Annotated in this window: 17 protein-coding genes; 9 read left to right on the forward strand and 8 right to left on the reverse strand. The window is 60.6% G+C overall.

The window, feature by feature from the left end; genetic code table 11:
• Positions 1 to 30: 30 nt before the first annotated feature.
• Positions 31 to 1,143 carry an iron-sulfur cluster carrier protein ApbC gene (gene apbC / locus BHU62_RS01775; RefSeq protein ID WP_073528859.1) on the reverse strand — a complete coding sequence of 371 codons (1,113 nt, stop codon included), beginning with the start codon at positions 1,141 to 1,143 and terminating at the stop codon, positions 31 to 33.
• 159 nt (positions 1,144 to 1,302) lie between these two features.
• Between apbC and metG the strand changes: the two genes are divergently transcribed.
• The 8 genes from metG (at position 1,303) to sanA (ending at position 11,055) form a co-directional block, all read left to right on the forward strand.
• Positions 1,303 to 3,330: a methionine--tRNA ligase gene (gene metG / locus BHU62_RS01780; RefSeq protein ID WP_073528860.1), complete on the forward strand. Its 2,028-nt coding sequence runs from the start codon at positions 1,303 to 1,305 to the stop codon at positions 3,328 to 3,330.
• A 222-nt stretch (positions 3,331 to 3,552) separates the two neighbouring features.
• The gene (locus BHU62_RS01785) at positions 3,553 to 4,620 is read left to right on the forward strand and encodes a sugar ABC transporter substrate-binding protein (protein ID WP_073528861.1); all 1,068 of its coding nucleotides are present in this window, start codon (positions 3,553 to 3,555) and stop codon (positions 4,618 to 4,620) included.
• A 131-nt stretch (positions 4,621 to 4,751) separates the two neighbouring features.
• Positions 4,752 to 5,963 (forward strand): MFS transporter, encoded by a 1,212-nt coding sequence (locus BHU62_RS01790; protein ID WP_073528862.1) that lies wholly within the window; start codon positions 4,752 to 4,754, stop codon positions 5,961 to 5,963.
• A 138-nt stretch (positions 5,964 to 6,101) separates the two neighbouring features.
• Positions 6,102 to 6,509 (forward strand): CidA/LrgA family protein, encoded by a 408-nt coding sequence (locus BHU62_RS01795; protein WP_073528863.1) that lies wholly within the window; start codon positions 6,102 to 6,104, stop codon positions 6,507 to 6,509.
• Positions 6,506 to 7,201 (forward strand): CidB/LrgB family autolysis modulator, encoded by a 696-nt coding sequence (locus BHU62_RS01800; RefSeq protein WP_073528864.1) that lies wholly within the window; start codon positions 6,506 to 6,508, stop codon positions 7,199 to 7,201. The genes BHU62_RS01795 and BHU62_RS01800 overlap by 4 nt, the downstream gene beginning before the upstream one ends.
• A gap of 137 nt (positions 7,202 to 7,338) precedes the next feature.
• Entirely contained in the window at positions 7,339 to 8,223 is an 885-nt protein-coding gene (gene cdd, locus BHU62_RS01805) for a cytidine deaminase (protein WP_073528865.1), read from the forward strand.
• 221 nt (positions 8,224 to 8,444) lie between these two features.
• Positions 8,445 to 10,142: an NAD-dependent malic enzyme gene (locus BHU62_RS01810; RefSeq protein ID WP_073528866.1), complete on the forward strand. Its 1,698-nt coding sequence runs from the start codon at positions 8,445 to 8,447 to the stop codon at positions 10,140 to 10,142.
• A gap of 169 nt (positions 10,143 to 10,311) precedes the next feature.
• Complete coding sequence (gene sanA / locus BHU62_RS01815) at positions 10,312 to 11,055, forward strand: outer membrane permeability protein SanA (RefSeq protein ID WP_073528867.1); 744 nt, start codon at positions 10,312 to 10,314, stop codon at positions 11,053 to 11,055.
• A gap of 513 nt (positions 11,056 to 11,568) precedes the next feature.
• Here sanA and mglC read toward each other — a convergent pair.
• From mglC to BHU62_RS01850, 7 genes are all read right to left on the reverse strand, one after another.
• The gene (gene mglC / locus BHU62_RS01820; protein ID WP_073528868.1) at positions 11,569 to 12,579 is read right to left on the reverse strand and encodes a galactose/methyl galactoside ABC transporter permease MglC; all 1,011 of its coding nucleotides are present in this window, start codon (positions 12,577 to 12,579) and stop codon (positions 11,569 to 11,571) included.
• Positions 12,580 to 12,590: 11 nt separating this feature from the next.
• The gene (gene mglA / locus BHU62_RS01825) at positions 12,591 to 14,099 is read right to left on the reverse strand and encodes a galactose/methyl galactoside ABC transporter ATP-binding protein MglA (protein WP_073528869.1); all 1,509 of its coding nucleotides are present in this window, start codon (positions 14,097 to 14,099) and stop codon (positions 12,591 to 12,593) included.
• A gap of 99 nt (positions 14,100 to 14,198) precedes the next feature.
• Positions 14,199 to 15,191 carry a galactose/glucose ABC transporter substrate-binding protein MglB gene (gene mglB / locus BHU62_RS01830; protein WP_073528870.1) on the reverse strand — a complete coding sequence of 331 codons (993 nt, stop codon included), beginning with the start codon at positions 15,189 to 15,191 and terminating at the stop codon, positions 14,199 to 14,201.
• A 264-nt stretch (positions 15,192 to 15,455) separates the two neighbouring features.
• Complete coding sequence (gene galS / locus BHU62_RS01835) at positions 15,456 to 16,493, reverse strand: HTH-type transcriptional regulator GalS (RefSeq protein ID WP_073528871.1); 1,038 nt, start codon at positions 16,491 to 16,493, stop codon at positions 15,456 to 15,458.
• Between the two features lie 126 nt (positions 16,494 to 16,619).
• Positions 16,620 to 17,792 (reverse strand): DUF418 domain-containing protein YeiB, encoded by a 1,173-nt coding sequence (gene yeiB / locus BHU62_RS01840; RefSeq protein WP_073528872.1) that lies wholly within the window; start codon positions 17,790 to 17,792, stop codon positions 16,620 to 16,622.
• A 79-nt stretch (positions 17,793 to 17,871) separates the two neighbouring features.
• Entirely contained in the window at positions 17,872 to 18,537 is a 666-nt protein-coding gene (gene folE, locus BHU62_RS01845; protein ID WP_004938969.1) for a GTP cyclohydrolase I FolE, read from the reverse strand.
• Positions 18,538 to 18,781: 244 nt separating this feature from the next.
• On the reverse strand, positions 18,782 to 19,939 hold the full coding sequence (locus BHU62_RS01850; RefSeq protein WP_073528873.1) for a YbfB/YjiJ family MFS transporter: 1,158 nt from the start codon (positions 19,937 to 19,939) through the stop codon (positions 18,782 to 18,784).
• A gap of 105 nt (positions 19,940 to 20,044) precedes the next feature.
• On the opposite strand from BHU62_RS01850, the gene ptrR reads away from it, so the two are divergent.
• Entirely contained in the window at positions 20,045 to 20,965 is a 921-nt protein-coding gene (ptrR, locus tag BHU62_RS01855) for a putrescine utilization regulator PtrR (RefSeq protein ID WP_073528874.1), read from the forward strand.
• Positions 20,966 to 20,978 lie beyond the last annotated feature (13 nt).

Consider the following 20,978-nt stretch of genomic DNA (forward strand, 5'->3'; position numbering starts at 1 on the left):
CGCATTGGACGGGTTCTCTCATACCTCAAATCACAGCGCGCGGAATGAAATCTCCGTCGGGATCGCCTCACCCTGCCAATACATCTGCGCGGCCACGCGGCCGGCCAGCTGGCGGTACATCTCGGCAAACTCGCTGTCCGGGCGGCTGATCACCGTCGGCGCACCGCGATCCAGGTCTTCGCGCAGCGAGATATGCAGCGGCATCTGCCCCAGCAGACGGCTGTTGTATTTCTGCACCAGCTTCTCGGCGCCGCCGGTGCCGAAGATCGGCTCATGGTGGCCGCAGTTGCTGCAGATGTGCACGCTCATGTTCTCCACGATGCCCAGCACCGGCACATGCACTTTCTCGAACATCACGATGCCCTTGGCGGCATCCAGCAAGGCGATGTCCTGCGGCGTGGTGACCACCAGCGCACCGGTCACCGGAATGTTCTGCGACAGCGTCAGCTGAATGTCGCCGGTGCCCGGCGGCATGTCCAGCACCAGATAATCCAGATCCGGCCACAGCGTATCCTGCAGCAGTTGCATCAGCGCCTTGCTGGCCATCGGACCGCGCCATACCATGGCGTTGTCATCGGTCACCAGATAGCCGATGGAGTTGGTCGCCAGGCCGTGTGCCATGATTGGCGCCATGTGCTGACCGTCCGGCGAAGTCGGCCGCTCATGTTCGGTGCCCAGCATGTTGGGGATCGACGGGCCGTAAATGTCGGCATCCAGAATGCCGACCTTGGCGCCTTCGGCGGCCAGCGCCAGCGCCAGGTTGACGGCGGTGCTGGATTTCCCCACCCCGCCCTTGCCGGAACTGACAGCGATGATGTTGCGCACGCCTTTGATACCGGCCTGAGCGTTGGCACGCTTCAGCGTCGTGATGTCGTGTTTCAGCTTCCAGTCGATGGCCGTGGCACCGGTCACGCGCAGCAGCTCGGGGCCGACGCTCGCCTGCAGCGCGTCAAAGCCGCTCTGCCAGGCAAACGGCATGATCAGTTCGATATGCAGCACATCGTCCAGCAACGCGCAGTGATGAATGGCCTTCAGTGCGGTCAGGTTGTTTTTCAACGTCGGGTGTTCAAAGGCGGCCAGTACACCGGTCACCAGGGCGCGCAGAACTTCGGGGTTGGTCTGCTCAGGGGATTTCGCGTTCATCCCGGCTCCTTGATTTTGAATGAGTAGCTTCCGGCTAAGCATATCAGAACTGCCCGGCGGCTGGCGCGTATAACCTGTAAGAAACCGCCCTAGCAGCGAAGGGCGCGATCGGTTAACATCGAAGCCCCTTTTATTCATTACAGAAAGCAAGTTCTCACTATGGCTCAAGTCGCGAAAAAATTATTGGTGACGTGCGCGCTACCGTACGCAAATGGTTCCATCCATCTCGGCCACATGCTCGAGCACATCCAGGCGGATATCTGGGTGCGTTACCAACGAATGCGCGGCCACGAAGTGCATTTCATCTGCGCGGACGACGCGCACGGCACGCCGATCATGCTGAAAGCGCAGCAACTGGGCGTGAAACCGGAAGAAATGATCGCGGAGATGAGCCAGGAGCACCAACAGGATTTCGCCGGCTTTGGCATCAGCTATGACAACTACCATTCGACCCATAGCGATGAAAACCGCGAACTGTCCACCCTGATTTACAGCCGCCTGAAAGAAAACGGTTTTATCAAGAACCGCACCATTTCTCAGCTGTACGATCCGGAGAAAGGCATGTTCCTGCCGGACCGTTTCGTGAAGGGCACCTGCCCGAAATGCAAATCGCCGGACCAGTACGGCGACAACTGCGAAGTGTGCGGCGCCACCTACAGCCCGACGGAATTGATCGATCCGAAGTCCGTGGTTTCCGGCGCGACGCCGGTGATGCGCGACTCCGAGCACTTCTTCTTCGACCTGCCGGCCTTCAGCGAAATGCTGCAGGCGTGGACGCGTTCCGGCGCGCTGCAAGAGCAGGTGGCGAACAAGATGCAAGAGTGGTTCGAGTCCGGCCTGCAGCAGTGGGACATCTCCCGCGATGCGCCTTACTTCGGCTTCGAGATCCCGGATGCGCCGGGCAAATACTTCTACGTTTGGCTGGATGCGCCGATCGGTTACATGGGCTCCTTCAAAAACCTGTGCGACAAGCGCGGCGATCTGGACTTCGACGAGTTCTGGCGCAAAGACTCCGCCACCGAGCTGTATCACTTTATCGGCAAGGACATCGTCTACTTCCACAGCCTGTTCTGGCCGGCGATGATGGAAGGCAGCAACTTCCGCAAACCGACCAACCTGTTCGTGCACGGTTACGTGACGGTGAACGGCGCCAAGATGTCCAAGTCGCGCGGCACGTTCATCAAGGCCGGTACCTACCTGCAGCATCTGGACGCCGACTGCCTGCGCTATTACTACGCCGCCAAGCTCTCTTCACGCATTGATGACATCGATCTCAATCTGGAAGACTTCGTGCAGCGCGTAAACGCCGACATCGTCAACAAGGTGGTGAACCTGGCTTCGCGCAACGCCGGCTTTATCAACAAGCGCTTCGGCGGCAAGCTGGCCGACAGCCTGGCCGATCCGGTGCTGTACCAGACCTTCGTCGACGCGGCGCAGAGCATTGCCGAGGCCTACGCCGGCCGTGAGTTCAGCCGCGCGATCCGCGAAATCATGGCGCTGGCCGATCTGGCCAACCGTTACGTGGACGAGCAGGCACCGTGGGTGGTGGCGAAGGAAGAAGGCCGCGACGCCGATCTGCAGGCCATCTGCTCGATGGGCATCAACCTGTTCCGCGTGCTGATGACTTACCTGAAGCCGGTGCTGCCTTCGCTGACCGAACGTGCCGAAGCGTTCCTCAACGCCGAGCTGAGCTGGGATGCTATCCCGCAGCCGCTGCTGGGCCATCAGGTCAACGCTTTCAAAGCGCTGTTCAACCGCATCGATCTGGACAAGGTCAATGATATGGTCAGCGCCTCGAAGGAAGACATGGCCGCCGCCAAACCGGTGACCGGTCCATTGGCCGACGATCCGATCCAGGAAACCATCACCTTCGACGACTTCGCCAAGGTGGATATGCGTATCGCCCTGATCAAGAGCGCCGACTTTGTCGAAGGCTCCGACAAGCTGCTGAAGCTGCAGCTGGATCTGGGCGGCGAATCGCGCCAGATCTTCTCCGGCATCCGTTCCGCTTACCCGGATCCGAAAGCGCTGGAAGGCCGCCTGACCATCATGGTCGCCAACCTGGCGCCGCGCAAAATGCGCTTCGGCATTTCGGAAGGCATGGTGATGGCGGCGGGCCCAGGCGGGAAAGAAATCTTCCTGCTGAGCCCGGACAGCGGCGCGCAGCCTGGCATGCAGGTCAAATAACCGCGCTAACGCGCAGTATCAGGGGTCGAGCTTGCTCGGCCCTTTTTTATTTCCGCATCTGCAACGTTATAAGCATTAAGAAAAAATCATAACGGCCCTGATTCCCTCGCCCGCCACATCTGGCTATGATGCTCCAACACAACAAATAGACGTCCAGACAGAAAGACTGCTATAACAGACCTTCACCGGGATCGTTTCCCCCTGTTTTTGGAGCCCATAATAATGAATAACCTCAAGACTTCGTTGCTCGCCCTCAGCCTGCTGGCCGCCCTGCCGCTGCAGGCGGCGGAAAACGCCGCCGTGCCGGCCGCCATCGCCCAACATCAGGGGCCGGTGCGCATCGCGGTGATCCGTAATCTCGGTTCCGACGACAACACCACGCAATTTTTGGCGGGCGCCATTCAGGAAGGGCGCCAGTTAGGCTTCAAGGTGGATACCTTCCTTAGCAATGGCGACGACGCGCGTTTCCAGGACTTCGTCAATCAGGCCATCAGCCAGAAGTATGACGGCATTATCCTCTCGCAGGGGCGAGCGCCCTATTCCACCGACCTGGTCAAACGCATTGCGGCGGCCGGCATCGCCGTCGCGGCTTTCGATACCGACATCAGCGGCAGCGTTCCCGGCGTCACCGTTTCGCAGCAGGATGACGCTTCGCTGGCCAATGCCTCCTTCGGCCAACTGGTGAAGGATTTCAACGGCCAGGCCAATGTCATCAAACTCTGGGTGGCCGGCTTCCCGCCGATGGAGCGCCGCCAGGCCGCTTATCAGCAGCTGCTGAAACAGCATCCGGGCATTCATGAGCTGGAGTCGATCGGCGCGGTTTCGTCCGACGTGCAGGGCGATACCGCCAATAAGGTGGGCGCAGTGCTGGCAAAATACCCGAAAGGCAAGATCGACGCCATTTGGGGCACCTGGGACGCCTTTACCCAGGGCGCTTACAAAGCGTTGAAAGAGAACGGCCGCACCGAAATCAAACTGTACAGCATCGATATCTCCAACCAGGATTTGCAGTTGATGCGCGAAGCCGGCAGCCCGTGGCAGGTCAGCGTAGCGGTGGATCCGAAGCTTATCGGCGCGGTCAACCTGCGCCTAGTGGCCAACAAGATCGCCGGGGAAACCACGCCGGACAGTTACCAGTTCAAAGCGGCGGTCATTCCGCAGGCGCTGTTGCTGGCGCAACCCGGGCCGGTCAACGTCACCGGGCTGGCGAAGATCATCCCCGGCTGGGGCAGCAGCGACGATTTCGTCCAGCCGTGGTTCGCCACGCTGCAGGCCGAACACGGTAAATAATGCTGTATTTCACGAGGCTGCCGACGCAGCCTCTTTTTTTCAGCTAATTATCGGCTCCCCCCTTCCGTCTCCGCCAAAATACGCTATGTTATCTGCATCGCCCAATAACTGTATGCATAAACAGGTTTCGAATGAAGGGATTCCCCTCGCTGATCAACATACTCCTGGCCAGTTCGCTGGTGCTGACCATCGGCCGCGGCGTCACGCTGCCGTTTATCACCATCTATCTCACCGAGCATTTCCAGCTGTTGCCGAAGAGCGTGGGCGTTATTCTGGGTATCAGCCTCACTATCGGCATCATCGCCAGCCTGTACGGCGGCTATCTGGCGGACAAGTTCAGCAAGAATCGGCTGATCATGCTGTCGATTCTCTTGTTTGCACTCAGCTTCTTCGCCCTTCCCTGGATCCCGCGCCCCGGCGGCGTGATCGCGGTGTTGGCGATCCTGCACACCTGTTATTCGGTGCTGAGCATCACCATTAAAGCTTGCTTCGCCGACTGGCTGCCGGTCGAGCAACGCATCAAGGCGTTTTCGATCAACTACACGCTGGTGAACGTCGGCTGGGCGATCGGTTCTGCGCTCGGCGTCCTGGTGGCCGGGCTTAGCCCGCTGCTGCCGTTTTATCTGTCGGGCGGGTTGGCCCTGGCGACGGTGGCAGTGCTGAGCCTGCGCTTGCGCGGTCAGGCGCAGCGGCCAACGCCCGCCGCCGCACCGGCCGCGCTGCCCAACTTTCGCCAGACGCTGACCATTCTGCGCAACGACCGGCGCCTGATCTATTTCACCCTTGGCAGCACCATGGGCGCGGTGGTGTTCGGTCAGTTCACCGGCTATCTGTCGCAGTACCTGATCACCGTCTCCAACGCGGAATTCGCCTACAAAATCGTCGGTCTGGTGATGATCGTCAACGCCAGCATCGTCATCGCTCTGCAGTACCTGCTCAGCCGCGGCATGCGGCAGGAAAACATGCTGCGCTGGCTGGCGCTGGGCACGCTGTTTTTCAGCATCGGGCTGCTTGGCTTTATGGTGGCCGGCCAGGCGGTCTGGCTGTGGCTGGCGGCGATGGCGGTGTTTACCCTGGGTGAGATCATCGTTATCCCGGTGGAATACATGTTCATTGACTTTATCGCGCCGCCGCACCTGAAAGGCAGCTACTATGGCGTGCAAAACCTCAGCGCGCTGGGTGGCGCTATCAACCCGGTGCTGTGCGGGGTGCTGCTCAGCTACGCCGCGCCGCCGTTGATGTTCGTGATGCTGATCGCCGCCGCGCTGCTCAGTCTGCTGTTTTTCTTCCTCGGCCACCGGCTGGCGGAACGTTCTGCGGCAACGGCTGAAGAAGCGAGCTGATCCGGCGCGCCCCACGGGATCCAGGCTGTCAACCCGCCGATCGGGCATGGCACCCATAGCGAGAATTCATGGTGCGATCTGTGGCATGGCTCACAGTTTAATTGTATGATGAATTCATCGATTAAACGGGAAACGACGATGGCCAACGTGCTTACACAGTGCTGGAAATACCTGAGGGCTCTGCTCCTCATCTACCTTTGTTTGTTCGTCGGCAATGCGCTGTCGGCGTTACTGCCGTTCGCCATTCCCGGCAGCATCATCGGCATGCTGCTGCTGTTCGCCCTGCTCTCTACCCAGATTCTGCCGGCCAAATGGGTTAAACCCGGCTGCCATTTGCTGATCCGCTACATGGTGCTGCTGTTCGTGCCGATCGGCGTCGGGGTGATGAAATACTACGACCAGATCGTCGCGCACCTGGGCCCGCTGGTCATCTCCTGCCTGATCAGCACGCTGATGGTGCTGGTGGTGGTCGGCTATACCTCACACTATTTTCACCGCGAGCGCCGCATCGCCGGTAAGCCCGACGACACGGAGGGCAACCAATGATCCATGAAATCTGGTGGTCGCTGCCGCTGACGCTGGCGGTCTATTTCGCCGCGCGCTGGCTGGCGCGCAAGCTGAACATGCCGCTGTTGAACCCGCTGTTGGTTTCCATGGCGGTGATCATCCCGCTGCTGCTGCTCACCGGCATGCCCTATGAGCGCTACTTCCAGGGCAGCAGAATCCTCAACGATCTGCTGCAGCCGGCGGTGGTGGCGCTGGCCTTCCCGCTGTATGAACAGCTGCACCAGATCCGCGCGCGCTGGAAGTCGATCATCGCGGTGTGTTTCATCGGCAGCCTGACCGCCATGATCAGCGGCGGTGCCATCGCCCTGTGGCTAGGGGCCACGCCGGAAATCGCCGCCTCTATCCTGCCGAAATCGGTCACCACGCCGATCGCGATGGCCGTCGCGGACTCGCTCGGCGGCATTCCGGCGATCAGCGCAGTCTGCGTCATTTTCGTCGGCATTCTCGGCGCCGTGTTCGGCCATACGCTGTTCAACCTGCTGAAAATCACCACCCACTCGGCGCGCGGCCTGGCGATGGGCACCGCATCCCATGCGCTGGGCACCGCACGCTGCGCGGAGATGGACTACCAGGAAGGCGCGTTCGGTTCGCTGGCGCTGGTGATCTGCGGCATCATCACCTCGCTGCTGGCGCCGTTCCTGTTCCCGGTGCTGCTGCACCTGTTCGGTTGAGCACGGTGAAACTTGCGATACATCTCGCATTTATGTGTTTCATTGCATTGATTTCATCAATTAAGAGACATTAATCACACTTTAATATCTCTGGCCTGCCTAGAATGTTATCCCGTTAACCTGTAGAGAGACTTTCTATGCATCCGCGTTTTCACACCGCGTTCAGCGCACTGCCCGCGACACTGCAATCCGCCCTCCAGCCCTATCTGGACGCGCCCGACTTTCCGGCGATGTTCACGGCCGAGCAAGCGGCGGCGATCCGCTCAGGCTGCGGGCTGGACGATGACGCGCTGGCATTCGCGCTGCTGCCGTTGGCGGCGGCCTGCTCGTTAACCCCGATATCGCACTTCCACGTCGGTGCCATTGCGCGCGGGCAGAGCGGCAATCTCTATTTCGGCGCCAACATGGAATTCAGCGGCGCGCCGCTGCAGCAAACCGTGCATGCGGAACAGTGCGCGGTCACCCACGCTTGGCTGCGCGGCGAAGCGGCGCTGGCCTCGGTCACCGTCAACTACACGCCATGCGGCCACTGCCGTCAGTTTATGAATGAGCTGAACAGTGGCGGCGAGCTGCAGATCCGCTTGCCGGGCCGCGCCCCGGCCACGCTGGCAGACTATCTGCCGGACGCCTTCGGCCCGAAAGATCTGGATATCGCCTCGCTGCTGATGGACAAGGTCGATCACGGCCACCGGCTGGCGCTGGACGATGCGCTGACGCAGGCGGCGCTGGCGGCGGCCAACCAGAGCCACGCGCCTTACAGCAACGCCCACAGCGGCGTGGCGCTGGAAACGGAAAACGGTAACCTCTACGCCGGTCGCTATGCGGAAAACGCTGCCTTCAACCCGAGCCTGCCGCCGCTGCAGGCCGCGCTGATCCTGCTGAACATCTCCGGCGGCGACTGCCTGAACATCCGCCGCGCCGTGCTGGTCGAACCGCAGGACGCGATCCTCAGCCAGTGGGACGCCACGCACGCCACCCTGGCGGCACTGGGCTGCCGGAACGTCAGCCGCGCCACCTTCTGAATGCGCTACGGCGGAGCCGCTCGGTTCCGCCACTAACAGCCCCGCCCGCCAAATACAATGCCCCGATACCGCCAGAGACACTTTCTTTAGTTAAAAAATCATTTGATTGTCGATAATTACGCCAACCTGGTTCATCATCTGGCAACAAATGCTGTACATATTCTCCTTATCTTTTAGGATCGTCGGCAATAAAGTTATCTGATACGTGAAGAGTAAAACTGATGGAACTAGAATACGAAAGCAAACGCCCGCTCTACATCCCTTACGCCGGCCCGATTCTGCTGGAATTTCCGCTGCTGAACAAAGGCAGCGCTTTCACCGAGGAAGAACGTAGCCACTTCAACCTGCACGGCCTGCTGCCGGAAGCGGTGGAAACCATCGAAGAACAGGTGGAACGCGCCTACCGTCAGTATCAGGATTTCAAGAACGATAACGATAAGCACATCTACCTGCGCAACATCCAGGACACCAACGAAACCCTGTTCTACCGCCTGCTGGACTCGCACCTGAGCGAGATGATGCCGATCATCTACACCCCGACCGTCGGCGAGGCCTGCGAGCACTTCTCCGATATTTATCGCCGCGCGCGCGGGCTGTTCATCTCCTACCCGAACCGCGATCGCATCGATGACATGCTGCAAAACGCCACCAAGCAAAACGTCAAGGTGATCGTGGTCACCGACGGCGAGCGCATCCTCGGCCTGGGCGACCAGGGCATCGGCGGCATGGGCATCCCGATCGGCAAGCTGTCGCTGTACACCGCCTGCGGCGGCATCAGCCCGGCCTATACCCTGCCGGTGGTGCTGGACGTCGGCACCAACAACCCACAGCGCCTCAACGATCCGCTGTACATGGGCTGGCGCCATCCGCGCATCTCCGGCGAGGAGTACCATGCCTTCGTCGAAGAGTTTATTCAGGCGGTCAAACGCCGCTGGCCGAACGTGCTGTTGCAGTTCGAAGACTTCGCGCAGAATAACGCCACCCCGCTGCTGAACCGCTACCGCGACGAAATCTGCTGCTTCAACGATGACATCCAGGGCACCGCCGCGGTCACCCTCGGCAGCCTGATCGCCGCCAGCCGCGCCGCCGGCAGTCAGCTGCGCGATCAGACCGTCACCTTCCTCGGCGCCGGCTCCGCCGGTTGCGGCATCGCCGAGCAGATCATCGCGCAGATGAAGTCTGAAGGGCTGAGCGAAGACGAAGCGCGCGCCCGCGTATTCATGGTTGACCGTTTCGGCCTGCTGACCGACAAACTGCCGAACCTGCTCGATTTCCAGAGCAAGCTGGTGCAGAAGAGCGACAACCTGGCCGGCTGGGAAACCGCCAGCGACGCCATCTCGCTGCTGGACGTGGTGCGCAACGCCAAGCCGACCATTCTGATCGGCGTTTCCGGCCAGCCGGGGCTGTTTACCGAAGAGCTGATCCGCGAGATGCACAAGCACTGCGAACGCCCGATCGTCATGCCGCTGTCCAACCCGACCTCGCGCGTGGAAGCCCGTCCGGAAGACATCATCAACTGGACCGACGGCGCCGCCCTGGTGGCGACCGGCAGCCCGTTCGCGCCGGTGAACTACAAGGATCGGCTGTACCCGATCGCCCAGTGCAACAACTCCTACATCTTCCCGGGGATCGGCCTGGGCGTGCTGGCCTCCGGCGCCACCCGCGTCACCGATTCCATGCTGATGGCCGCCAGCCGCGCGCTGGCGGACTGTTCGCCGCTGGCCACCGACGGCCACGGTGCGCTGTTGCCGAATATCGACGATATTCAGGGCGTGTCGAAGTGCATCGCCATGGAAGTGGGTAAAGCGGCGCAGCTGCAGGGCGTGGCGATCGTCACCTCCGAAGACGCGCTGTCGAAAGCCATCGAGCACAACTTCTGGCGGCCGCAATACCGCAGCTATAAGCGCACCTCGTTCTGATCGGCGCGCTGAAATGACCCAGCCCGGCTCCGCCGGGCTTTTTTGTGCGGCAAAACCGCTGAAAAATGCGGCGGCGCGCGTGCTTCAGGCGGTTCGCGTCTTGCGTCGGTCGGTCAGGTAAAGTAGCCTTGATCCATCTTTTTCAACCCGGCGCGCGTAAGGCAACAACATGTGGAAACGCCTGATCATCAGCCTGTTCATCATCATTGCGGTGTTGATGGGTTCGGCTATTGCGCTCGACCGCTGGATCAGTTGGAAAACCGCGCCTTACGTCTACGACGAACTGCAGGAATTGCCGCACCGCCAGGTCGGCGTGGTGCTCGGCACCGCCAAGTATTACCGCACCGGGGTGATCAACCAGTACTACCGTTACCGCATTCAAGGGGCGATCAACGCCTATAACAGCGGCAAGGTGAAATACCTGCTGCTGAGCGGCGACAACGCCCAGCAAAGCTATAACGAACCAATGACCATGCGCCGCGATCTGATCGCCGCCGGCGTGGCGCCGAGCGATATCGTGCTGGACTACGCCGGCTTCCGCACCCTGGACTCCATCGTGCGCACCCGCAAAGTGTTCGACACCAACGACTTCATCATCATCACCCAGCGCTTCCACTGCGAGCGCGCGCTGTTCATCGCCCTGCACATGGGCATTCAGGCGCAGTGCTACGCGGTGCCGTCGCCGAAAGATATGATGACAGTGCGCGCCCGCGAGATCTTCGCCCGCCTGGGCGCGCTGACCGATCTGTACATCCTCAAGCGCGAGCCGCGCTTCCTCGGCCCGCTGATCCCGATCTCCGCCATGCACACCGTGCCGGAAGACGCCCAGGGCTATCCCGCCGTCTCGCCGGAGCAGTTGGTGGAGCTGGAACACAGGCTGAAAGAAGAGAAGCAGAAAGCCAAACAACCCTGATGCGGCAAACGCCCAACAAGAAAGGCCGGCTACGACAGGCGTCCCTGCCTGTCTCGCCTGCGTTCGACGTCTTCAAGGGCACCCAACACCCTGCTCATCCCACTCTTTTCACTGTCTTTCATAACGAATAGCCCGGTGGCGGCCGATTCTGGTGTTGCCCCTGGCGCGCATCACTGGCTGCCGAGCAAGACGGCGCTGTCAGGGGCAACCGGCCAGGGAGGGCCGGTTGAGGCGAGACTAACAGGGACGTTTGTCGCAGCCGACCCGCCCAACAGCGCAGGCGCGGCGAGGGCACCCGCATCGCGGGCAGACAGTGTTAAGCGAAGGCGCGGGTGTCGGGGCCGCGCCTTCGGCCCCGACAATTGCCGTTCACTACGGCATCAGAGAAATGCGGGATATTGACGGCAATTCCTCTTGCACGCGCGTACAGAGACGGGATAAAAAAATGCCAGTCAGGTTTAACTGACTGGCATTAGGCAATATGCCGGCCTTGCTGTCTGCGATGCGGTAAATCTACTTCTTCTTGGCGTATTTCAGCGAGTCCAGCGCCACGGCGAAGATGATGATGCTGCCCTTGATGATGTACTGCCAGTACGGGTTAATGCCGATATAGGTCAGGCCGTAGTTGATGACGGTGAAGATGATCACCCCGGTCACCACCCCCCACACCGTACCCACCCCGCCGGCGAAGGAGACGCCCCCCACCACGCAGGCGGCGATGGCGTCCAGCTCATACATGAAGCCGAGGTTGTTGGTGGCGCTGCCGATGCGCCCCGCTTCCAGCAGGCCGCCGAAGGCGTAGAACACGCCGGACAGCGCATAGATCATGATCAGGTTCAGCGGCACGTTGACGCCGGACACCTTGGCCGCTTCCGGGTTGCCGCCGATGGCGAAAATGTTCTTGCCGAAGCGGGTCTTGGTCCACAGGATCCAGACGAATATGATGGCGATCAGCGCATAGAAAGTAATGTACGACAGCTTAAAGTCGCCGAAGCGCAAGAAGCCCTGGGCAAAGGCGGAGAACTTCGGATCGAAGCCCGCGACCGGTGAAGCGCCGACCGAATCGTAATACAGCGAGTTGATGCCGTAGACGATGATCATGGTGCCCAAGGTGGTGATGAACGGCGTCACGTTGAGATAGGCGATAATCAGGCCGTTAACCAGGCCGATCACCGCGCCGACTGCGCACACCAGCAGGATCACCAATGGAATCGACCAGGTTTCCATGTGCGGGAACACCTTGTTGACGTTATCCATCGACTGCAGCAGCGTAGCGGCCACCACCGCCGCCAGGCCCACCTGGCGCCCGGCGGACAGGTCGGTGCCCTGGGTCACGATCAGCCCCGCCACGCCCAGTGCGATGATGATGCGCACCGAAGACTGCGTCAGGATGTTGCTCAGGTTCATCAGGCTGAGGAAAGTGGGATCCTGAATGATGATGATGGCCAACAGTACCAACAACACCACATAAATGCCGCCTTCCTTGAAATAGGTAAATAAGGTTTTTTTATTTAGCGCGTTCATAATTCCAATCCTTAAAGGTGCAGGGAGGCGAGACGTAAAATTTCATTTTGCGAGGTCTGCTTGGTGTTAACGATGCCCGCAACCTGACCATTGCTCATCACCAAAATGCGATCGGTGATCCCCAAAAGCTCCGGCATTTCGGACGAGACGATAATGATCCCCTTGCCCTTCTTCGCCAGTTCAGTCATCAACTGGTAAATCTCGAACTTGGCGCCCACGTCGATGCCGCGCGTCGGTTCATCCAGCATCAGGATCTCCGGCTGCGTCAACAGCCAGCGGCCGATGATCACCTTCTGCTGGTTGCCGCCGGACAGCGAACCGATATGGGTGTGATGCCCAGGCGTTTTCACCCGCATGGCGTCGATCACCCACTGGGTGTCGCTCTTCATCCGCGCGTTATCCAGCAGGCCGAGCTTGTTTTTATAATTGCGGATATTGGAGATCAGCGAGTTGAAGCCCACGTCGAGATAGGCGTAAATCCCGGTGGATCGGCGCTCTTCGGTCACCAACGCAAAACCGTGGTTGATCGCTTCATTGGCGCTGTGGTTGTCGATCGCCTTGCCGTGCAGCTTGATGGTGCCCGCCACCTTCTCGCGAATGCCGAACAGCGTCTCGACGATATCGGTGCGCTTGGCCCCCACCAGCCCGGCGATGCCGAGGATCTCGCCTTGGTGCAGATCGAAGGAAACGTCGCGGATCGAAGGCTGACGCAGCGACGTCAGGTTCTTCACCTCAAGGATCACCTCACCCGGCGTGTTTTGCCTGTCGGGGAAGCGCTGGCTGAGCGAGCGGCCGACCATCATGGCGATGATCTTGTCCATATCCAGCCCTTCCAGCGGCTGGGTGGCGATCCACTGGCCGTCGCGCAGCACCGTGATCTCGTCGCACAGCTGGAAGATCTCTTCCATCTTGTGCGAAATATAAACGATGCCGCAGCCGCGCTCTTTCAGCTTACGGATGATGGTGAACAGGTGATTGACCTCTTTCTCCGTCAGCGACGAGGTCGGTTCATCCATGATGACGATCTTGGCGTCGTAGGAGAACGCCTTGGCGATCTCGATCATCTGCATCTGCGACACCGACAGGTTGCCCACCTTTTCGCGTGGGTTGATGTCGATATCCAGCTCGTTGAAGATCGCCTGGGTGTCTTTGAACATCTTGTCCTGATCGACGAACAGGCCTTTGGTCGGGTAGCGCCCCAGCCACATGTTGTCCATCACGGTACGTTGCAGCACCAGGTTCAACTCCTGGTGCACCATGGAAACGCCGTGTTCCAGCGCTTCTTTCGAACTCTTGAAATCGACTTCCCGGCCTTGAAAAACAATGCTGCCGCTGTCTTTTTTATAAATGCCGAACAGACATTTCAACAAGGTCGATTTCCCCGCGCCGTTCTCCCCCATCAGGGCGTGAATCGAGTGCGGACGGACGCGTAAATTGACATTGTCCAAGGCTTTGACGCCGGGAAACGACTTACAGATATCCGTCATTTCCAGCAAAAATTCGCGTGAGCTATCGGCCATAAATACACCTGGCTTAACGATCGTGCAGTCGTAAACATCCCCGCCTGCGGTATTCCTGGTGTTGGCGCCGCAGGCGGGGTCTTAGCGGGATCTCAATTCTTATTTAATGAACTGAGACAGATTGTCTTTATCTACGCCGACGTAAGGAATACGCACGACTTTATTTTCGATTTTATATTGGGTGCCTTCGGTGGCCGGTTTGCCTGCCGCCAGGTTCTTCGCCAGCTCGAAGGTGGCTTTCGCCTGGTTGTCGGCGTCGTTCAACACCGTGCCCGCCATCGCGCCGGATTTCACCAGCGCCAACGCTTCAGGCAACGCATCGACGCCAAACACCGGGATACTGGTCTTGTTGTGCGCTTTCAGCGCTTCCACCGCGCCCATCGCCATGGCGTCGTTGTTGGCGATCACCACTTCAATCTTGTTGGCGTTCGGGCCGGAGAGCCAGGCGTCCATCTTGTCTTTCGCCTGCGCGGTATCCCACATCGCGGTATCCATCTGCAGCTGCTGGGTCTTGATGCCCTGGTCGTTCAGCGTTTTCACCACGTAGGTAGTGCGTGCTTCGGCATCCGGGTGGCCCGGCTCGCCCTTCAGCAGCACGTACTGGACCTGACCGTCTTTGTTCAGATCCCAGGCTGGGTTGGCTTTCCAGTGTTTGGCGATCAGCTCGCCCTGGATCACGCCGGATTCTTTGGAGTCGGTGCCGACGTAATACGCCTTGTCGTAGCTGTCCAGCGCCTTACGGGAAGGTTCTTTGTTGTAGAACACCACCGGGATATCGTTTGCGCGAGCCTTATCGATAACCACCGGCGCCGCGGCCGGGTCGACCAGGTTGATCGCCAGCGCTTTCACGCCCTTGGCCAGCAGCACGTCGATCTGATCGTTCTGCTTGGACTGGTCGTTCTGCGAGTCATTCATCAGCAGGGTGACGTCCGGTGAAGCCTTGGCGTCCTTCTCGATCGCCTTGCGCACCACCGACATGAAGTTGTCGTCGTATTTGTAAATCGTGACGCCAATACGGGTATCAGCATGGGCTGCGGCGCCAAACATCATGGCTGCGGCCATGGCGGCCAGGGTGAAAACCTTTTTATTCATTGTCAGTCTCCGGTTCTGTGTAGGGTATTACTCGTCTTTGAGCCAATGGTCACCGGCAGTGCGCACACCCCAGGCCAGGCGATTTCCACTAAAAACCTGTCGTCCGTGGATCTTGTTATTTCCGAGAAATGCAGTGTCAGCGCGAGGTAAAGGTTGCAGCGGCAAGGGCCTTTGCGCCGGAAAACGCCTAGAGCATAGACGGCGCGATGTTAATATTCTGTGAATTTTCTCACAGATTGAAAACGGTTACACAAGATTAAATTGTCAGAGAGTGACCGTCGCCTCACTTTGCCAGGGGGCGACAGAATGGCGGCGCACCAGCGTCGGCATGAACAAATGACCGGCCTGGGGCTCCGCCAGGCCCGCTGCGCCCTGCAATGCCAGCTCGGTTGCCAGCGTGGCCATCGAGACGATCGGGTAGCGCACCGTGGTGAGTTTGGGGCTGGTGTAACGCGCGATGGGAATGTCGTCGAAGCCGATCAGCGAGAAATGCTGCGGCACCGTGATACCGTTTTCTTTCAGCACCGCCATGGCGCCGGCGGCCATAGCGTCGTTGTAAGCGAACACCGCGCTCAACTGCAGATTGCGCCCCAATAGCTCCACCATCGCCGCCTCGCCGCCCTGCAGATCCGGCGAACCGTAGGCGCGCCAGTTGTCGGGCGTCGCCAACCCGGCGGCGGCCATCGCCTGCGCATAGCCTTGCTGGCGCAGCGGCCCGTCTTCGATCGGGTGATTGGAGCCCAGATAGCCGATGCGCCGATGGCCCTGCGACAGCAAAAGACGCATCGCCATTTCCGCGCCGCAGACGTTATCCAGCCCGACGCAGCGCGGCTCATAGCCGGGGATAATCCGGTTGATCAGCACCATGCCCGGCACCTGCTCCAGAAAGCCGATCAGCTCGGCGTCGCTCAGGGCTTTGGCATGGACAATCAGGGCATTACAGCGCTGGCGGATCAGCACTTCGATCGCGTGGCGCTCTTTGTCCGCCTGGTGATAGCTGTTGCCGATCAGCAGATATTTGTGATGTTTCTGCGCCACCGTGTCTACCGCTTTCACCAGTGCGCCGAAGAACGGGTCGGACACATCCATCACCACCACGCCCAGAGTATCGCTGCTTTGGGTCGCCAGCGCCTGCGCATTGGCGTTGGGCCGATAGCCCAGCTCCGCCACTGCCTGCAACACCTGCTCGCGCGTCTCCTTGCTGGTCAGCGCGCTGTGGTTCAGCACGCGGGAGACGGTCGCCACGGAGACGCCGGCGCGTTTCGCCACGTCGCGAATGGTGATGGGATGAACTGGAGGCATGCGGGATCCTGAAATCGGGGTAGTGGCCGGTGGCGCTATCCTACCCCGATTGGCCCGCTGCTCTGCGTGAATTACGTCACAGGAAAGAAAACGTTTACATACATTTTTTTAACCTGCCGGCGGGAGTCACTTCAGCACCTTGGCTTCCCCTTCGCCGGCGGCCATCTGCGTCAGCTTGCGCCACAGCCATTCCATCGGCCCCTGCTCGAAATAACGCAGCCACAGCGCGGAGAATGCCAGATTGGCCAGCCAGACCAGCGGCACGAACGCCAACAGCTGCAGCCGGTCGAACTGCTCATAGAGGCCGAAGCGATAAAACAGCGTGGTGCAGATCAGCGTTTGCAGCAGGTAGTTGCTCAGCGCCATGCGCCCCACCAGGGTCAGCCAGTGGGCAATGCGCATACGCGACAGCGCAGGCCAGAAACCGTAACACAGCGCCAGGTAGCCCATCGCCTGCAGCGGCGCGCCCAGCTCGCGCGGTACCTGCAGCAGGAAGCCGCTCCAGCGATAGTCCCAGTGCACCTGCCATTGCAGCGCCACCGCCGGCAATTGGATCAGCATCGACAGCGGCAGCAGCCACGCGGCCTGCCGCAGGTAATAGCCGGAGGAATAACTGCCGCGCAGCCAGCCACTGCGCATCAGCCCGGCGCCGAACAGCATCAGCCCCGCCAGCTCCCAACCATATTGCGCGCCGATGGCCAGCAGGCTGGAAGAGAGCAGATCGGCGCGGCTGCGCCAGGCTTCGAAACCGCCCTGCAGCTTCCAGAATTTCTCATACTGCAATTCCGCCACGCCCGGCTGCCAGAAGCTGCCCGGTTCTCCATGTGAGACAAAACCCAACAGCAGCAGCACCGCCACGCCGATCAGGTACAGCACTACACCGGTTTTCAGCAGCTGGAAGGTTTCTTTGGCTTCGCGGATCATACGCCAGCACACCAGGCCGATCAGCCCGTAGGCCAGCAGGATATCGCCGTCCCACAGGAAGATGGCGTGCGCAAGGCCGAACAGCACCAGCCACGACAGCCGCGCGCGGATCCAGCTTTTGCCGCGCCGCAGCAGCATTTGCAGCCCGGCGCCGAACAGCAGCGCGAACATCGCCAAAAACTTGGCCTGGGCGAAGAGATCGAGCAACGCCCAGGTCCAGGCGTCGCGCGATGACGGCATGCCCAGATAGGCCGGGTTAAGGTAGGCGGCCTTCGGCAAACCGAAGGCGCTGATGTTCAGCAATAAAATGCCGAGGATGGCGATGCCGCGCACGCAGTCCAGCGTGGCGATACGCGGCAGAGGATGACTGTTCATTTTTTATCGCTGTCTTCCGCTCATGAAAAAGGCGCCCGCAGGCGCCTGTTGTCGTATTGCGGGCCGCCCCGCAACGCCATCACCCCTGGTGATGACGCACCGCGCGCAGGAACTCCTGGCGGGTATTCTGGCTGGACTTGAACAGGCCGCCCAACGAGGTGGTGGTGGTCGCGCTGGTCGCGTCGCGGATGCCGCGCGCCTTGACACAATAATGGACCGCATCGATCGATACCGCCACGTTATTGGTGCCGAGCAGGGTCTGCAGCGCGACCAGGATCTGCTGGGTCAGGCGCTCTTGCACCTGCGGCCGCTGAGAGAAGAACTGCACGATGCGGTTGATCTTCGACAGGCCGATCACCGAGTCTTTCGGGATATAGGCCACGGTGGCCTTGCCGTCGATGGTCACGAAATGGTGTTCGCAGGTGCTGGTCAGCGTGATGTCGCGTACCGTCACCATTTCATCCACCTTCATCTTGTTTTCGATGACGGTGATTTTCGGGAAGTTGGCGTAGTCCAGGCCGGAGAAGATCTCGTCGACATACATTTTGGCGATGCGATGCGGCGTTTCCGCCAGGCTGTCGTCGGACAGATCGAGATTCAACAGCTGCATGATTTCGGTCATGTGCTCTTTGATGCGGCGCTTGCGCGTTTCGCGATCCAGCACTTCACCGCGCAGCGGCGTCTCCAGACCACGCTCTTCCAGCGCCGCATGCACCAGCGCGGCTTCTTTACTTAATGATGTCATGTACTTGTTCTCCTGCGGACGGAATCCGCCGGCGGCCAGGAATGGCGTGCGGCCGGCGAATTGCTTGCTCTCGTGACGGCAGAGTTTTCGTGATGGATAACGTGAACCCGGTCAAGATTTTGCCCCCACTGTAGATGAGAGCGCGGCGATTATCCAGCGATTGTGCTTCATCCGCAGGTGAAATATTCGCATTTAGCACAATCAGGCCGGCTGCGGGATCCCGCGCTTTTTGTATGGATTTTAATCACCTCATCGCCGTTTTTTGCGCCAGCCGCCGCGCCGGGGTATTCACCACCAGCATTCCGGCCGCCAACAATGCCGCCACCGCCACGTACAGCGCCGGCTCCAGCCGATGGGTCATGGCAGTCGACAACGCCGACAGCATCGGCCCGACCAATTGGCCGATCGCATAGCCGGTGGTCAGCAGCCCGGCCATGTAGCGCGCATGGCGCGGCGCCAGTTCACGGCCGTGCTGAAGGGCGAGCTGCACCACGCAGAGGAAACCGCCGCCGGTCAGCAACGCACCCAACGCCAAGCCGGCCACGCCCGGTACCACTTCGGCGCTCAGCACACCCAGCGCCTGTATCCACAGCGTGATCGCCAGCCGGGACTGGGTAGTCAACCGATGGCGGGTCAGAATGCCAATGACAATCCCCAGCACCGCCGCGCCACCGAACACCGGCCAGACGAACTGCGCGAACAGGCTGCCGGGAAAACGTGCCGCCGCCATCTGCGACAGGAAGGTCGCCGGCAGGATGTAGCCGAAGCCGGCCAGACTGTAGCTCCACACCAGGCGCTTGAGCGCCGGCGTCAGCAGCAGCGGCTCGGTGGCTACGTTCGGGCGATGCAGTTCGCCAACGCGCGGCAGATAGGCGCTAATCGCCCCTACCAGCGCCAGGGCCAACACACCATACACCAGCCAGGCCTGCGCCGCCGTCAGCCCCAGCGTGCTGATGCCCACCGCCAGCATACCGCTGAGGAAGATACCGGCGCCCGGCCCGGCGAACACCGCCGCGCTCAGCGCCGGCCGGCCATAATGTGCCAACCGCTCGTTGGTCCAGGCCGCCACCAGCACCATCGCCCAGCCGCTGGCCCAGCCGATGACGAAGCGCAACGCACCGTGCGTCCACGCATTCTGCCCCAGCGCCGACAGCAACGTCAGCGCCACCGCGCCCCACACGCCAAGCCACAGGCGCCGTTCGACGTGGCGCGTGCCGCGCATCGCATCGTAAGCGCCGCACAGATAACCCAAATAGTTGATCGCCGCCACCAGCCCGGCGCCGGTCAGGCTGAACTGGTGTTCCGCGATCATCAGCGGCACCTGGGGGGTGAAAGCGAAACGGCCGATGCCCATCGCGACGATCAGCGCGGCAAAACCGCTCAAGGCAATGCGTAAAGCCATACCGGTATCCAAAAAGTTAAAAGAAAGTTGCCAGTATCATGCCGCAGCATTAAACTCACAAAAACTGAATAATAGTTACCAAGTTACTCACGAAACGAGAATATTATGGATCTGACCCAGCTTCGCATGTTCTGCTGCGTGGCGGAAACCGGCTCGGTCGCCCGCGCCGCCGAGCAGCTGCACCGCGTGCCGTCGAATCTGACCACCCGGCTGCGCCAGCTCGAGCAGGAGCTGGGCGCCGATCTGTTTATCCGTGAAAAGCAGCGCCTGCGCCTGTCGCCGATGGGCCATAACTTTCTGTGCTACGCCAACCGCATCCTGGCGCTGAGCGATGAGGCAATGAGCATCACCCACGCCGGCGAACCGGCGGGCAGCTTCGCCCTCGGCTCGATGGAGAGCACCGCCGCCACCCGCCTGCCCTCGCTGCTGGCGGCTTACCACCAGCGCTTCTCTCAGGTTTCGCTGTCGCTGACCACCGGCACCTCCGGTGAAATCGCCGATCGGGTGCGCGCCGGCACGCTGGCGGCGGCGCTGGTCGACGGCCCGGTGCCCTATGACGAGCTGAACGGCTGCATCGCCTATCCTGAACATATGGTGGTGATCTCCTGTCTCGATCACGCGCCGATCCACAGCGCCAAAGACGCGAATGGCGAAACGCTGTTCGCCTTTCGCGCCAGCTGCTCCTACCGCCTGCGGCTGGAGGCCTGGTTCAGGCACGAAGGCGCGCGGCCGGGGCAGATCATGGAGATCCAGTCCTATCATGCCATGCTGGCCTGCGTGGCCAGCGGCGCCGGGCTGGCGATGATCCCGCACTCGGTGCTCAGCCTGCTGCCGGGCCATGAGCGGGTGCGGGTTCACCCCCTGCCGCCGGAAGTGGCCGACACCGCCACCTGGCTGCTGTGGCGCCGTGACGCGTTCGGGCCGAACGTGCGCGCGCTGAAAGAATTGATTATTGAACAGACGGAAACCGCCGCTGTTGATGAAAGCACCCCCGACGGCTTATCAGACGTTGTCGATATCGCCTGATTTAAAAAGAAAC

Origin of the sequence: Serratia marcescens (genome assembly GCF_001902635.1) — a bacterium.
In the GTDB taxonomy this organism is placed as follows: Bacteria; Pseudomonadota; Gammaproteobacteria; order Enterobacterales; family Enterobacteriaceae; genus Serratia; species Serratia marcescens_F.